The 13,253-nt window shown below is 72.7% G+C and carries 15 protein-coding genes; 9 read left to right on the top strand and 6 right to left on the bottom strand.

Annotation, left to right across the window (positions count from 1 at the left end):
• The gene (locus ACZ67Q_RS26955; RefSeq protein WP_471186910.1) at positions 1 to 429 is read right to left on the bottom strand and encodes a Rieske (2Fe-2S) protein; all 429 of its coding nucleotides are present in this window, start codon (positions 427 to 429) and stop codon (positions 1 to 3) included.
• Between the two features lie 95 nt (positions 430 to 524).
• Between ACZ67Q_RS26955 and ACZ67Q_RS26960 the strand changes: the two genes are divergently transcribed.
• Together ACZ67Q_RS26960 and ACZ67Q_RS26965 are read left to right on the top strand one after the other, a co-directional pair.
• Complete coding sequence (locus ACZ67Q_RS26960; RefSeq protein ID WP_471186913.1) at positions 525 to 1,289, top strand: HipA family kinase; 765 nt, start codon at positions 525 to 527, stop codon at positions 1,287 to 1,289.
• A gap of 34 nt (positions 1,290 to 1,323) precedes the next feature.
• The gene (locus tag ACZ67Q_RS26965) at positions 1,324 to 1,773 is read left to right on the top strand and encodes a DUF3037 domain-containing protein (protein WP_471186916.1); all 450 of its coding nucleotides are present in this window, start codon (positions 1,324 to 1,326) and stop codon (positions 1,771 to 1,773) included.
• Between the two features lie 270 nt (positions 1,774 to 2,043).
• On the opposite strand, the gene ACZ67Q_RS26970 is transcribed toward ACZ67Q_RS26965, so the two are convergent.
• Entirely contained in the window at positions 2,044 to 2,466 is a 423-nt protein-coding gene (locus tag ACZ67Q_RS26970) for an excalibur calcium-binding protein (RefSeq protein WP_471186919.1), read from the bottom strand.
• A gap of 285 nt (positions 2,467 to 2,751) precedes the next feature.
• Here ACZ67Q_RS26970 and fabG point away from each other — a divergent pair, with 285 nt between their 5' ends.
• The 5 genes from fabG to ACZ67Q_RS26995 all read left to right on the top strand — a co-directional run bounded on the left by fabG (position 2,752) and on the right by ACZ67Q_RS26995 (position 7,657).
• Positions 2,752 to 3,513, top strand: a complete 762-nt coding sequence (gene fabG, locus ACZ67Q_RS26975; protein WP_471186922.1) for a 3-oxoacyl-ACP reductase FabG — start codon at positions 2,752 to 2,754, stop codon at positions 3,511 to 3,513.
• A gap of 12 nt (positions 3,514 to 3,525) precedes the next feature.
• Complete coding sequence (locus ACZ67Q_RS26980) at positions 3,526 to 4,293, top strand: SDR family oxidoreductase (protein WP_471186924.1); 768 nt, start codon at positions 3,526 to 3,528, stop codon at positions 4,291 to 4,293.
• A gap of 172 nt (positions 4,294 to 4,465) precedes the next feature.
• Positions 4,466 to 6,091, top strand: a complete 1,626-nt coding sequence (locus ACZ67Q_RS26985) for an ABC transporter substrate-binding protein (RefSeq protein WP_471186927.1) — start codon at positions 4,466 to 4,468, stop codon at positions 6,089 to 6,091.
• 82 nt (positions 6,092 to 6,173) lie between these two features.
• A complete protein-coding gene (gene ung / locus ACZ67Q_RS26990; protein ID WP_471186930.1) occupies positions 6,174 to 6,860 on the top strand; it encodes a uracil-DNA glycosylase in 687 nt (228 codons plus the stop codon).
• A gap of 323 nt (positions 6,861 to 7,183) precedes the next feature.
• Positions 7,184 to 7,657, top strand: coding sequence for a hypothetical protein (locus ACZ67Q_RS26995; protein WP_471186933.1), 474 nt, complete (start codon positions 7,184 to 7,186; stop codon positions 7,655 to 7,657).
• 110 nt (positions 7,658 to 7,767) lie between these two features.
• Here ACZ67Q_RS26995 and ACZ67Q_RS27000 read toward each other — a convergent pair whose 3' ends face one another.
• From ACZ67Q_RS27000 to ACZ67Q_RS27010, 3 genes are all read right to left on the bottom strand, one after another.
• Complete coding sequence (locus ACZ67Q_RS27000; protein ID WP_471186935.1) at positions 7,768 to 8,253, bottom strand: hypothetical protein; 486 nt, start codon at positions 8,251 to 8,253, stop codon at positions 7,768 to 7,770.
• A 112-nt stretch (positions 8,254 to 8,365) separates the two neighbouring features.
• Positions 8,366 to 8,881 (bottom strand): DinB family protein, encoded by a 516-nt coding sequence (locus ACZ67Q_RS27005; RefSeq protein ID WP_471186938.1) that lies wholly within the window; start codon positions 8,879 to 8,881, stop codon positions 8,366 to 8,368.
• Positions 8,882 to 8,926: 45 nt separating this feature from the next.
• Complete coding sequence (locus ACZ67Q_RS27010; RefSeq protein WP_471186941.1) at positions 8,927 to 9,520, bottom strand: TetR/AcrR family transcriptional regulator; 594 nt, start codon at positions 9,518 to 9,520, stop codon at positions 8,927 to 8,929.
• A 93-nt stretch (positions 9,521 to 9,613) separates the two neighbouring features.
• Here ACZ67Q_RS27010 and ACZ67Q_RS27015 point away from each other — a divergent pair, with 93 nt between their 5' ends.
• Positions 9,614 to 10,798 carry an FAD-dependent monooxygenase gene (locus tag ACZ67Q_RS27015; protein ID WP_471186944.1) on the top strand — a complete coding sequence of 395 codons (1,185 nt, stop codon included), beginning with the start codon at positions 9,614 to 9,616 and terminating at the stop codon, positions 10,796 to 10,798.
• An 11-nt stretch (positions 10,799 to 10,809) separates the two neighbouring features.
• Complete coding sequence (locus ACZ67Q_RS27020; protein ID WP_471186947.1) at positions 10,810 to 11,721, top strand: Gfo/Idh/MocA family protein; 912 nt, start codon at positions 10,810 to 10,812, stop codon at positions 11,719 to 11,721.
• On the opposite strand, the gene lnt is transcribed toward ACZ67Q_RS27020, so the two are convergent.
• Positions 11,639 to 13,213: an apolipoprotein N-acyltransferase gene (gene lnt / locus ACZ67Q_RS27025; RefSeq protein ID WP_471186949.1), complete on the bottom strand. Its 1,575-nt coding sequence runs from the start codon at positions 13,211 to 13,213 to the stop codon at positions 11,639 to 11,641. The genes ACZ67Q_RS27020 and lnt overlap by 83 nt on opposite strands.
• Positions 13,214 to 13,253 lie beyond the last annotated feature (40 nt).

The following is a 13,253-nucleotide window of genomic DNA, read 5'->3' on the forward strand; positions in this document are numbered from 1 at the left end:
TCATGCGAGGGTGATGTCGTTCCCGGACACGGTGATCCGCACCTCAGGCAGCGGTCGCGTCGCCGGAGACTTCTTCACGCTGCCGTCGGCGATGGAGAACTCGCTGTGGTGGCAGGGGCAGCTGATGACGCCGTCCCGCACGCCGCTGACCGCGCAGCCCTGGTGGGTGCACTTGGACGAGAACGCCTTGAACGAACCCGCCGTCGGCTGGGTGACCACCACCTGATGCTCGGGGAGGATCTTCCCGCCGCCCTCGGGGATGTCCGAGGTCTTCGCCAGTACCGTTCCCGACTTCGCGGCCGTGGTGCCGCCGCCCGAGTCGCCCGAGCCGCACGCGCTCAGCGCGACCGAGGCCCCGGCCGCGCCGACCACGGCGACGACCGTACGGCGGGTGGGGCCCGAGGTGCCCTGGAGCGATTCGCTGGTCATGCCGACATCCCTTCGCTGACTGCCTGGAGATCTGCCTCCCAATACGGCGCCGGGGGACCGGCGGTTCACCGCAAGGACCCAAGTAACCTGGGGCGATGCTCAAGGAAGTCACCGCGACCCGCTACATCACCCCCCTGCGGGAGGGCGGCTCGCTGCCGGGACTCGTCGAGGCCGACGACTTCGGGACCTACGTCATGAAGTTCACCGGGGCCGGGCAGGGGCGCAAGACGCTCGTCGCCGAGGTCGTGTGCGGCGAACTCGCCCGCCGACTGGGCTTCCGCGTGCCGCGCCTGGTCGCCCTCGACCTCGACCCGGTGCTGGGCCTCGGCGAGCCGGACGCCGAGGTGCAGGGGCTGCTGCGCGCCAGCGGCGGCACCAACCTCGGCATGGACTTCCTCTCCGGCGCGCTCGGCTTCGACCCGCTCGCCTTCGCGGTCACCTCCGAGGAGGCGGGGCGGATCATCTGGTTCGACGCCCTGATCAACAACGTCGACCGGTCCTGGCGCAACCCGAACCTGCTCGTGCGGCGGGGCGAGCTGTGGCTCATCGACCACGGCGCCACCATGATCTGGCACCACAACTGGCCCGGCGCCGAGACCTCCGCCGCGCGTCCGTACGACGCCGGCGACCACGCCCTGCGCGGCTTCGCCCCCGACCTCGCGGGCGCCGCCGCCGAGCTGGCGCCACTCGTCACCGAGGACCTGCTCGCCGAGGTCACCGCCGAGGTGCCCGACGCCTGGCTGACCGGCGAGCCCGGCTTCGACGACCCCGACGACCTGCGCCGCGCCTACGTCCGCCCGCTGCTGGCCCGGGCCGCCGTCATCCACGAACGCGTCACGGGGATCGAGGGGGACGAGTGAGCGAGCGGCACGCGACGGGAAGCGAGGCGGAAAAGTGAGCGAGCAGCACATCCACATGGCCGGCGGGCTCGCCGAGCGCCACATCATCCGGGCCGGGCAGGGCGGCGGCCGGGACGTCTACGAGTACGCCCTGCTGCGTGTCGTGCCGCGGGTCGAGCGCGGCGAGTGCATCAACGCCGGCGTGCTCGTCTACTGCCGCGCCCGGGCCTACGTCGGTGCCCGTACGCACCTCGACGAGGCGCGGCTGCTCGCCCTGGACCCCGACGCGGACGTGGCCGGCGTGCGGGCCGCGCTGCGAGCCGTGGAGGCGGTCTGCGCCGGCGGGACCGGCGCGGGCCAGGCCGCCGGTGACGACGCCGGCCGCCGCTTCCGCTGGCTGATCGCCCCGCGCTCCACGGTGGTCCAGCCGGGCCCGGTCCACACCGGCCTCACCACCGACCCGGCGGCGGAGACGGAACGGCTGCTGGAGTTGCTGGTGCGCTGACCCGGCGCCGACCCGCGGCCGCTGTGGCACGCCTCCAGACCGCCGGTGGACCGGCCCCGGCCCGCATCGCACGGGACCGTGACGCCGCGTCCGGTGACCTGAGCGCGGTCCGGGCGGGTCCGGGAGCTGTCGGCTCCGCGTCCGGTGGCGTGAGCGCGGCACGCGCGGCGGTCAAGGACCGTCGCGCTGCGTCCGGTGGCTGAGCGCGGTCCGGTGCGGACCGGCTCGACCGGCAGCGCGTCCGCCCATGCCCCCACCTGCGCCGCCGCCTCAGCCGCGGCGGCGCTTCACCACGTACCCGGTGCCCAGCACCGCGGCGGTGACGAAGGTCAGTCCGATCGCGATGTCCCAGTCCGTGGGCCCGGCGCTGGAGCCGCCGCCCAGTCCGCCCTGCACGCCCCGGGTCGGGACGACGGGCGCGGGTGTGACCGGCACGGGTGTGACGGGCCTCGAGGTCGAGGACGTGAGGCCCTGCGACCGCCGCGGCAGCGCCTCGCAGGCGATGCCGTCGTCCGGGCCCTGGTCCTCGTCGAGCCGGTTCGGATCGCTGCGGTCGGCGTCGAGGACGGCTTGGGCGTCCTCCTGGAAGCGGAAGTCGCGGCAGTCCAGGTCCTGCGCATGAGCGGGGTCGGCCAGCGGCATGAGCGCGGCTATCGCGATCAGGGTGCCGACGGCTCCGGTGCTGCGGCGCATGAAGCGCCTCCTTTCCGGGCACGGTTGGCTCGCGCTTCGACGCTAGGGGCGCGGCGCTCCGGCGGCGCGCGGCCGTCGGCCGAACGGGTGTTCCGGCGCGTCGGCACAGGCCGGCGATCAGGTAATGGATCACACCGCGCCGGTGTGCCGTTGACACCGGGTGCCAACGCTTCTAGCGTCAGCCCTGCCGAAGGTACTAAGCGGTCGCTCACCTGACGGGCGTACCGTAGGAGCAACACTGAGCCGCAGGCGTTCAGGTTTTCTCGAGGGCGAGGAGAAACAGCAATGTCCACCACTGAGCAGCGGGTCGCCGTAGTCACCGGTGCCGCGCGCGGCATCGGCGCCGCCACCGCCGTACGACTGGCCGCCGAAGGCCGTGCGGTCGCGGTGATCGACCTCGACGAGGCCGCCTGCAAGGACACCGTCGAGAAGATCACCGCGGCGGGCGGCAGGGCCATCGCCGTCGGCGCGGACGTCTCGGACGAGGCCCAGGTCGAGGCGGCGATCGCGCGCGTCGTCGAAGAGCTCGGCGCGCCGACGATCCTGGTCAACAACGCGGGCGTGCTGCGCGACAACCTGCTGTTCAAGATGAGCGTCGCCGACTGGGACACCGTCATGAACGTGCACCTGCGCGGCTCCTTCCTGATGTCCCGCGCCGTGCAGAAGCACATGGTCGACGCGGGCTTCGGCCGGATCGTGAACCTGTCGTCGTCCTCCGCCCTCGGCAACCGCGGCCAGGCCAACTACGCCGCCGCCAAGGCCGGCCTGCAGGGCTTCACCAAGACCCTCGCCAAGGAGCTCGGCAAGTTCGGCATCACCGCCAACGCCGTCGCCCCCGGCTTCATCGCCACCGAGATGACCAAGGCCACCGCCGACCGCGTCGGGATGGGCTTCGAGGACTTCAAGGCCGCGGCCGCCACCCAGATCCCGGTGGCGCGCGTCGGTGAGCCCGAGGACATCGCCAACGCCGTCGCCTTCTTCACGGGCGAGGCGGCCGGCTTCGTCTCCGGCCAGGTCCTGTACGTCGCCGGCGGACCGCTCAACTAAGGGGAAGCGCACATGACTTCCGTGGAACTCCCCGAGCTGTCGGGCAAGGTCGCCCTCGTCACCGGCGCCAGCCGCGGCATCGGCTACGGCATCGCCGAGGCGCTCGTCGCCCGCGGTGACCGGGTCTGCATCACCGGCCGGGGCGAGGACGCCCTGAAGGAGGCCGTCGAGAAGCTCGGCGCCGACCGGGTCATCGGCGTCGCCGGAAAGGCGCACGACGAGGCCCACCAGGCCGAGGCCGTCGAGCGCACGATGGAGGCCTTCGGCCGCGTCGACCACCTGATCAACAACGCCGGCACCAACCCGGTCTTCGGCCCCATCGCCGACCTCGACCTGAACGTCGCCCGCAAGGTGTTCGAGACCAACGTCGTCTCGGCGCTCGGCTTCGCCCAGCGCACCTGGCACGCCTGGCAGAAGGACAACGGCGGTGCGATCGTCAACATCGCCTCCGTCGCGGGCCTCGCCCCCTCGCCGTTCATCGGCGCGTACGGCATCAGCAAGGCCGCGATGGTCAACCTGACCATCCAGCTCGCGCACGAGTTCGCGCCGAAGGTGCGGGTCAACGCGATCGCCCCGGCCGTGGTGAAGACCAAGTTCGCCCAGGCGCTGTACGAGGGCCGCGAGGAGGAGGCCGCCGCGGCCTACCCGCTGAAGCGGCTCGGCGTGCCCTCCGACATCGGTGGCACGGCCGCGTTCCTGACCTCGGAGCAGTCCGACTGGATCACCGGTCAGACCCTCGTCGTCGACGGCGGGCTGTTCCTGAACGCCGGCGTCGCCTGACGCCCGCCGTCCCCGGCGCCGTATGACGATTCGGGCGCCGTTACCGTCGCACTCTTGACGGAAACGGCGCCCGTGTACGCAAAGGGCGTGTTCCGGGGCCAAGGACAACGCTGTCATCAACAGTGTGTTCACATGACGAACGAACCTGGTTCAACACCCGTCGCACTGCGGTATGGTCTGCCGACCTTGGCATGGCAGATCGAGGAGCGTGCGCGTGTTCAACCGGAACCGATGCCTGCGGCAAGTGGCGGCGATCGCTTCCATAACGTCCCTGATGTCCGGCTGCGGCCTGCTGTCGGGAGACGATTCCAAGGACGCGGGACCCATCGTCGTGGGCACGACGAGCGCCCCCAGCACCCTCGACCCGGCGGCTTCCTGGGACGGCTCGTGGGAGCTGTTCCGGAACATCTACCAGACGCTGCTCGCCTACCCGAACGGCGCGACCACGCCCCAGCCGGACGCCGCCGAGGAGTGCTCGTTCACCGACAGCTCCAACCGCACCTACCGCTGCCGGCTGCGGTCCGGGATGAAGTTCGCCGACGGTGACGCCCTCGACGCCAAGGCGGTCGCCTACTCCATCGAGCGCATCCGGCGGATCGACGTCCCCGGCGGCCCCGCGGGACTCCTCGGCAGCCTGCAGAGCGTCGAGGCCACCGGCGCGGACGAGGTGGTCTTCCACCTCAACAAGTCAGACGCCACGTTCCCGTTCGTGCTGGCCACCCCGGCCATGTCGATCGTCGACCCGGACGACTACCCGGCCGACAAGCTGCGGGACGACGGCAAGGTCTTCGGCTCCGGCCCCTACACCCTCGCCTCCTACGACGAGGGCAAGGAGGCCCGGCTCGAGCGCAACGACAACTACCAGGGCTACGCCCAGCGCAAGAACACCGCGGTGACGATCCGCTACTTCCAGGACTCCGCCGTCATGGTCAAGGCGCTGCGCGACAAGCAGATCGACGTCACCTACCGGGGTCTGGCCGCCGACGACATCGTGGCCCTCCAGCGCAAGGAGAGCGCGCCCGGCCTGCAGCTGGTCGAGAGCACCGGCGCGGACATCAACTACCTGGTGTTCAACCCCAAGGACAAGTGGGCCGGCAAGGCCGCCGTGCGCCGGGCCGTCGCCCAGGTCGTCGACCGCGGGGCCATCGCGCACAAGATCTACAAGGACACCGTCGACCCGCTGTACTCCATGGTCCCGAAGGGCCTCACCGGTCACACCACCGGCTTCTTCGACGACTTCGGCGAGCCGGACACCGCCAAGGCCCGCAAGATCCTCTCCGAGGCGAACATCTCCACGCCCGTCCCGCTCACCCTCTGGTACACCAGCGACCGCTACGGCTCCGAGACCGCCCTGGAGTTCCAGGAACTCAAGCGGCAGCTCGACGACTCCGGGCTGTTCACGATCACGCTGAAGAGCCGGCCCTGGAAGACCTACGTCGAGGGCTACCAGAAGGGCGAGTACCCGGTCTTCGGGCGCGGCTGGTTCCCCGACTTCCCGGACCCGGAGAACTTCATCGCCCCGTTCGTCGGCGACCAGAACGCCCTCGGCACGCCCTACCCGCAGCCCGAGATCACCGGCATCCTGCTGCCCCGCTCCCGCCGTGAGAGCGACCGCGCCAACGTGGTGAAGGACTTCGAGGAAGCCCAGAAGATCATGGTCGAGGACGCCCGGCTGCTGCCGCTGTGGCAGGGCAAGCAGTACGTGGCCGCCAGCGAGGACATCGCCGGCCCGGAGCGCGCGCTGGACCCGTCGACGATCATGATGATGTGGGAGCTGTCCCGCAAGACCAGCTGGTAGGGACCGCGCGGGCGGCGTTGTCAGTGGGTGCCGGTAGGTTCTGGAGTCAGGAAGCGACCGCACGAATCTTGAGGACGTTGACGTGACCGACATCGCCATGCTGCCCGAGTCCTGGCGCGGGGTTCTGGGCGAGGAACTGCAGCAGCCCTACTTCAAGGAGCTGATGGAGTTCGTCGAGGAGGAGCGGGCGAACGGTCCCGTGTACCCGCCGCGCGAGCAGGTCTTCGCCGCGCTGGAGGCCACGCCCTACGACCAGGTGAAGGTCCTGATCCTCGGTCAGGACCCGTACCACGGCGAGGGGCAGGGCCACGGCCTGTGCTTCTCGGTGCGGCCGGGCGTGAAGATCCCGCCGTCGCTGCGCAACATCTACAAGGAGATGCACGCCGAGCTGGGCACGCCCGTCCCGGACAACGGCTATCTGATGCCGTGGGCCCAGCAGGGCGTGCTGCTGCTCAACGCGGTGCTGACCGTGCGCGGCGGCGAGGCCAACTCCCACAAGGGCCGCGGCTGGGAGAAGTTCACCGACGCGGTGATCCGCGCGGTGGCCGATCGCCCGGACCCGGCGGTGTTCGTCCTGTGGGGCAACTACGCGCAGAAGAAGCTCCCGCTGATCGACGAGAGCCGGCACGCGGTGGTCAAGGGTGCGCACCCCTCCCCGCTGTCGGCGAAGAAGTTCTTCGGCTCCCGCCCGTTCACCCAGATCAACGAGGCGGTCGCCCGCCAGGGCCACGAGCCGATCGACTGGACGGTGCCGAACCTCCTGGTCTGAGCCGCCGCGGGGCCGACTCCACGGGGGGCCGGCCCGGGCGGGGTCGTCGCGCCGCCCGGGGTGTCGTCCCGTGCCGTCCGGATCGGTCGCCCGCGTCGCGTGAGCGGAGTCGTCCCACTGCCGAGCGGGTGAGCCCCGTGGCACGCGAACGGAGTCCTCTCGTGTCGCGGCTCGCCCGTGTCGCGCGAGAGGAAGCCCCCCGCCGCCGGGGCGGTGTCCCGTACCGCCCGCGCGGGTCCGTCCCGGTGCCGCCTGAGCGGGATCGTCCGTGCCGGCCGTTAGCGTCGGGGCAAGGAGCAGGACGGCCGACGGAGGGCGACGCGGTGACGGAGCGACAGGAGCAGGCGGCGTCGGACGCCGTGCTGACGCGGATCGGTCAGGTGGTGATGCTGCTCCACGGCGGGGACCGCGAGGAGGCCCGGCACCGCTTCCTCGACCTGTGGGCGGAGATCGGTCAGGACGGCGACCCGTTGCACCGCTGCACCCTCGCCCACTACCTGGCCGACACCCAGGACGACCCCGCCGACGAACTCGCCTGGGACCTCAGGGCGTTGACGGCCGCCGAGGAACTCACCGGCGACCGGCTCGACCGGCACGAGGGGGCGCCCGCGGCCCGGGCGCTGTATCCCTCGCTGCATCTGAACCTCGCGGCCGACTACGTCCGCCTCGGCCACCCCGACGCCGCCCGCACCCACCTCGCCCGCGCCCGCCACGCCTCCGGCGCCCTCGCCGACGACGGCTACGGCGACGGGATCCGGGCGGCGATCCGGCGGATGGAGCTGCGGCTGGGGGAGTGAGGCGGGCGTCTGCGTCCGGGCCGGACCCCGCCGCCCTGCCGGGGCCTGGCGGGAGGTGAGGCGGGCCTGCGACCGGACCCGACCCCGCCGCGCCGTCCGCAACCGTCGGCTCAGCGGCCGTACGTCTGCTTGCAGATCCGTGCCTCCGGGCTGTCCGGGCGCCAGCCGCCGTACTGCTCGCCCAGGGCGCACACGTCGGCGTTCCGGCGCGCGACGTCCGGGACGTCGGGGACCTTCCCGCGGCGGGCCTGCGGCCGGCGGTGTTCCGGCGGGGAAGCGCGGTGCGGGGTCTGCTGGTGCCGGTGCTGCGGCCGCGCCGGCGCCGGGGGCTCGGCGTGGGCCGGTCGGTGGGGCCGGGGTGGCTTCACAGGCTCCGGGCGGCGGGACGGTCCGACCATCTCCAGCGCCTCACGGGCCGGCGCCTGAACGACCCGCTGCTCCGCGTCGCCGTCCGGCCGTGGGACGGACGGCGACGCGGAGCGGACGGAGGGGGCCGGCGGCCCCGACGCGGGTGGACGCTGGACCGTCACACAGCCGGAGAGGGCCGAGACAGCCACGGTGACCAGGAGCGTTGCGGTGGTCGTCGTTCGATGCACCCGCGTCACTCTGCTGGCTGCGCGCTGCGAGAGGGCGGCGGACAGGCGCAGGATGCCCCGCACGGGTGATCTCCCGCCCCGTAAGGAGGTCCCGCGCGGGTCCCGGCTGACGTCAGTGGCCGGTGGCGCCGTCGATCCGCTCGCGGATCAGGTCTGCGTGGCCGTTGTGGCGGGCGTATTCCTCGATCATGTGGGTGTAGATCCAGCGCAGGCTCACGGGTCCTCCGTCGCCCAGCCTGGTGACGCCCTTGGACAGGTCGGACAGGCCGAAGCCGGCCGCGTGGCGCCGGGCGGCGTCGATCTCCGACTGCCAGGCGGTGTACGCCTCCTGCCAGGTGTCGGCCTCGGTGAGATGGAACTCGCCGTCGGGGTCCTCGTCGCTGAACCAGATCGGCCCGGCGCCGTCGTCGGCGAGCACCTTGCGGAACCAGATCCGCTCCACCTCCGCCATGTGCCGCACCAGCCCCATGAGGGACAGCTCGGAGGGCTCGACGGCCGCGGTCCTCAGCTGGGCGTCCGTCAGGTCCTCGCACTTCACGGCGAGCGTCCGGCGGTGGTACTCCAGCCAGCCCTCCAGCATGGTGCGTTCGTCGGCGTCGGCTGCGGGGATGTGGCGCTGCGTCGTCATGCCCAGCATCCTCGTGCAGGCGGGCGGAGGCGGACCAGCGGATTTTCAGCTGCCGAGCATGCCCGTCAGCAGTTCCCGCAGCCCCTGCCGCACCGCCGCGAGAGGCGGGGGCTCGTAGGAGCCGGCCACACACGAGAACATCAGGCCGTCCCCCCAGGCCGCCAGCGACAGCGCGTGGCGGTCCGGGTCCGGTGAGCCCAGCGCGGTGACCAGGGCGGTCAGCCGGTCGCGGAAGCGGGCGCCGGTGGTGTCGTAGGACATGCGCAGCTCGGGTCGGCGGGTGGCCTCCAGGGCCAGCTCGTAACGGGCCAGCGTGAGGTCGCGGTGGCGGGTCACGGCGCGGTGCAGTGCCAGGGCCAGTGCGTCCACCACCGCGTCGGTGCCCCGGCTCGGCTCGGGCATCTCGTCCAGTGCCAGCACCCGGGCCTCACGCTCGGCGAGGCGACGCACCGCCAGCTCCAGCAGCGCCTGCCGGGTCCGCGCCACGTTGGACGTCGAGCCCTGCGGCAGGCCGGCCGTCTCGTCCACCGCCCGGTGGGTCAGCCCGCGCATCCCGCGCTCGGCGAGCAGGGCCAGGGCGGTGTCGGCGACGAGGTCGGCGCGGGAGGCGCCGGAGGCGCCGGAGGTGCTTACGGACATGGAGATCACGCTACCCGGCGCTCCGCACCCGGGTCACTACATCTGTAGTAAAGTCGACGGCGTACTACGGATGTAGTGACGTCAGGAGGAGCCATGAGCCAGGCGCAGCGCGCTCTCGTCATCGGCGGTGGTATCGGCGGGCTGACCGCGGCCGCCGCCCTGCACCGCCGGGGCCTGCAGGTCACCGTCCTGGAGCGGGCCCGCTCCCTCGAACCGGTCGGCGCCGCCATTTCGCTCGCGCCCAACTCCCTGCGCGCGCTGGACGTCATCGGCCTCGGCGACAAGATCCGGGACCTCGCCGCCTGGCAGGGCGACGGCGGGCTGCGCACCCCGAGCGGCCGCTGGCTGTCCCGCTCCGACGCCGACGCCGCCGCCGCACGGTTCGGCGGTCCCCTGGTCCTGCTGCACCGCGCGACCCTTGTCGATCTCCTCGCCGCGCAGTTGCCGCCCGGCGTCGTGCGCGTCGACGCGGAGGCGGCGGTCACCGACCCCGGCGACGCGCGCCGCCCGGCCCTGGTGCGCACCGCCGACGGCGAACTGGAGGCCGACCTCGTGGTGGCCGCGGACGGCATCCACTCCGCCGTACGCCGTGCCCTGTTCCCCGACCACCCCGGAACCGTCTACTCCGGGTTCACCACCTGGCGGGTCGTGGTCCCCCTGCCCGGCGTCGCCTTCGCCTCGCACGAGACCTGGGGCAGGGGCCGCATCTGGGGCACCCACCCGCTCGGGGACGGCCGCGTCTACGCCTACGCCGCCGCCACGGTCCCCGCCGGCTCACGCTCCCGCGACGACGAACGGGCCGAACTCCTGCGCCGCTTCGGCGGCTGGCACGACCCGATCCCCGCGGTCCTCGCCGCCACCCGCCCCGAGGACGTGCTGCGCCACGACGTGCATCACATCGCCGAGCCGCTGCCCGCCCACCACCGCGGCCGCGTCGCCCTCCTCGGCGACGCCGCGCACGCCATGCCGCCCAGCCTCGGCCAGGGCGGCAACCAGGCCGTCGAGGACGCGATCGTGCTCGCCCACCACTGCGACGACCTCGCCGCCTACACCGCAGCCCGGCTGCCGCGTACGACGGCGATCGCGCGCCGGGCGGTGAAGGTCGCGCGCCTCAACCTCACCGCCAACCGGCCGCTGATCGCCGCACGGAACGCGGTGATCGCCTCCCTTTCGAAGGCGGGACCCGCGCTGTTCCTGCGGAGTTTCGACGGGATCGCCGACTGGCGGCCTCCGCAGGACCCGTATGCTGCCGTCACGTCAGCAGCGGACACGCAGTGAAGGAGCCCGCAGTGAAGGTCGGCGTCATCGGACTCGGCGACATCGCGCAGAAGGCGTACCTGCCGGTGCTCGCCTTCCAGCCCGGTGTGGAGCTGCACCTGCAGACCCGCACCCCGGCGACGCTGGACCGGGTCGCCGACAATCTGCACCTGCCCGCCGCGCAGCGGCACCGCGACCTCGACGTGCTGCTCGACCGGGACCTGGACGCCGCGTTCGTGCACGCGCCCACCTCTGCGCACCCCGAGATCGTCACCCGGCTGCTCCAGGCGGGCGTCCCGACGTACGTCGACAAGCCGCTCGCCTACGAACTCGGCGACTCCGCCCGGCTGGTGGAGCTGGCCGAGCAGCGCGGAGTGTCGCTGACCGTCGGCTTCAACCGGCGTTTCGCGCCCGGGTACGCACAGTGTCTGGAGCACCCGCGTGAGCTGATCCTCATGCAGAAGAACCGGATCGGGCTGCCGGAGGAGCCGCGCAGCATGGTCCTCGACGATTTCATCCACGTCGTGGACACCCTGCGCTTCCTGGTGCCCGGGCAGGTCGACGACGTCACCGTGCGGGCCCGCGTCGAGGACGGGCTGCTGCACCACGTCGTGCTCCAGCTCGCCGGCGACGGCTTCACCGCGCTCGGCGTGATGAACCGGCTCAGCGGTTCCAACGAGGAGATCCTCGAGGTGTCCGGGCAGGACACCAAGCGCCAGGTCGTCAACCTCGCCGAGACGATCGACCACAAGGGGCAGCCGACCGTGCGCCGGCGCGGCGACTGGGTGCCGGTGGCCCGGCAGCGCGGCATCGAACAGGCCGTGCTCGCCTTCCTGGACGCCGTCCGCGCCGGCCGGCCGCTCAGCGCCCGTGACGCACTGGAGACTCACGAACTGTGCGAGCGGGTGGTACAAGCGGTGCAGGAGCGCTCCGGCGCAGCCTGACCGCGCGCACGCCCTCCGTCAGACCCAGCGCCACCAGCACCAGCACCGCCACGTCCACCGGCCAGTCCCCGTAGCGGACGTAGGGCGTGACGCCGTCGGCGAGCGGCACCTCGTACACCGCGGCCCGGCTCGCGCTGGTGCCCAGCCAGGAGCCGACGCGCTCACCGCCCGGGCCGTACACCGCAGACACGCCGGTGAGTGTGGCGTGCACCATCGGCCGGCCCGTCTCAGCGGAGCGCAGGGCGGCGAGCGAGGCGTGCTGCTCCGGCGCCCAGCTGTGCTGGAACGACGACGTCGACGACTGGCCCACCAGCACGTCCACGCCGTCCTGGGTGAGCCGCCGGCTCATGTCGGGGAACGCCGTCTCGAAGCACACCAGCGGGCCTACGCGCAGTCCGTGCCCGGCGTTCATCACCACCTGCTCGGTGCCGCGCCTGCGGTCCTCACCGGCCGCCTTGCCGACGGAGGTCGCCCAGCCGAGCAGCGAACGCGCCGGGATGTACTCGCCGAACGGCACGAGGCGCATCTTGTCGTAGCGGTCCCCGGTGAGCCCGTCCCGTCCCACCAGCACCGAACTCTTGTAGATCCCGGGCTGGTCCGAGCGCCGCGCGTCCACGTTGACCAGGATGTCGGCGCCCGTCTCCCGTGACAGGGCCGCGATGCGCCGCGCCAGGTCGGGCCGCGCGGTCAGGTCGAAGCCGACGCTGCTCTCGCCCCAGACGACCAGGTCGACGCCCTGTCCGGCCAGTTGCCGGGTCAGCCGCTCCTCGACGGCGAACCGACGGTCGCCGCTGTCGGTGCCGTCCACGACCCCGGGCTGGACGACGGCGATCCGCGCGCGGCCGTCCACGTGCGGGCGCGGCGACCACATCCAGGCCGCCGAGGTCGCCGCCGCGGTGGCGACCAGCCCGGCCACGGCCGGCACCCTCGACTCGCGCACCGCCAGCAGGACCGCCGCCGCCACGTTGACGGCCACCACCAGGAAGCTGAGCAGCCACACCCCGCCCACCGAAGCGAGCCGCAGCGCGGGACCCACCTGCCACTGACTGGCGCCGAGCATGCCCCACGGCCCGCCGAGCCCCTGCCAAGAGCGCACCAGCTCGACCATCAGCCAGGCCGACGGCAGCACCAGCAGCGCCGCCGCGACCCGGCCCCGCGAGGGCACACCGGCCAGGAAACGGTGCACCAGCCAGGCCCAGGGAGCCCACAGCGCCCCCAGCAGGGCGGCCAGCACGAGCGTGAACACATGCAGGTCCGGCAGCAGCCAGTGGTGCATGCCGAGCATGAACCCGAACCCGCCGCACCAGCCGTCGTACGCCGCCCGCCGCTGGGTGGGGGCGCCCCGGGCGAGCAGGATCCACGGCACCAGGGCGACATACGCGAACCACCACGCGGCGGGCGCGGGGAACGCGAGCACGGGCAGGGCGCCGGCCAGCGCACCGAGGGCCGCGCGCCGCCAGGGGGAGGAGAGCCAACCGCTGAACGTCTTCATATGCCGCCCTCCTACCCGGTGGGGGCTCCAGTGTGCGCGC

The organism is Streptomyces sp. NPDC036813 (assembly GCF_055609245.1).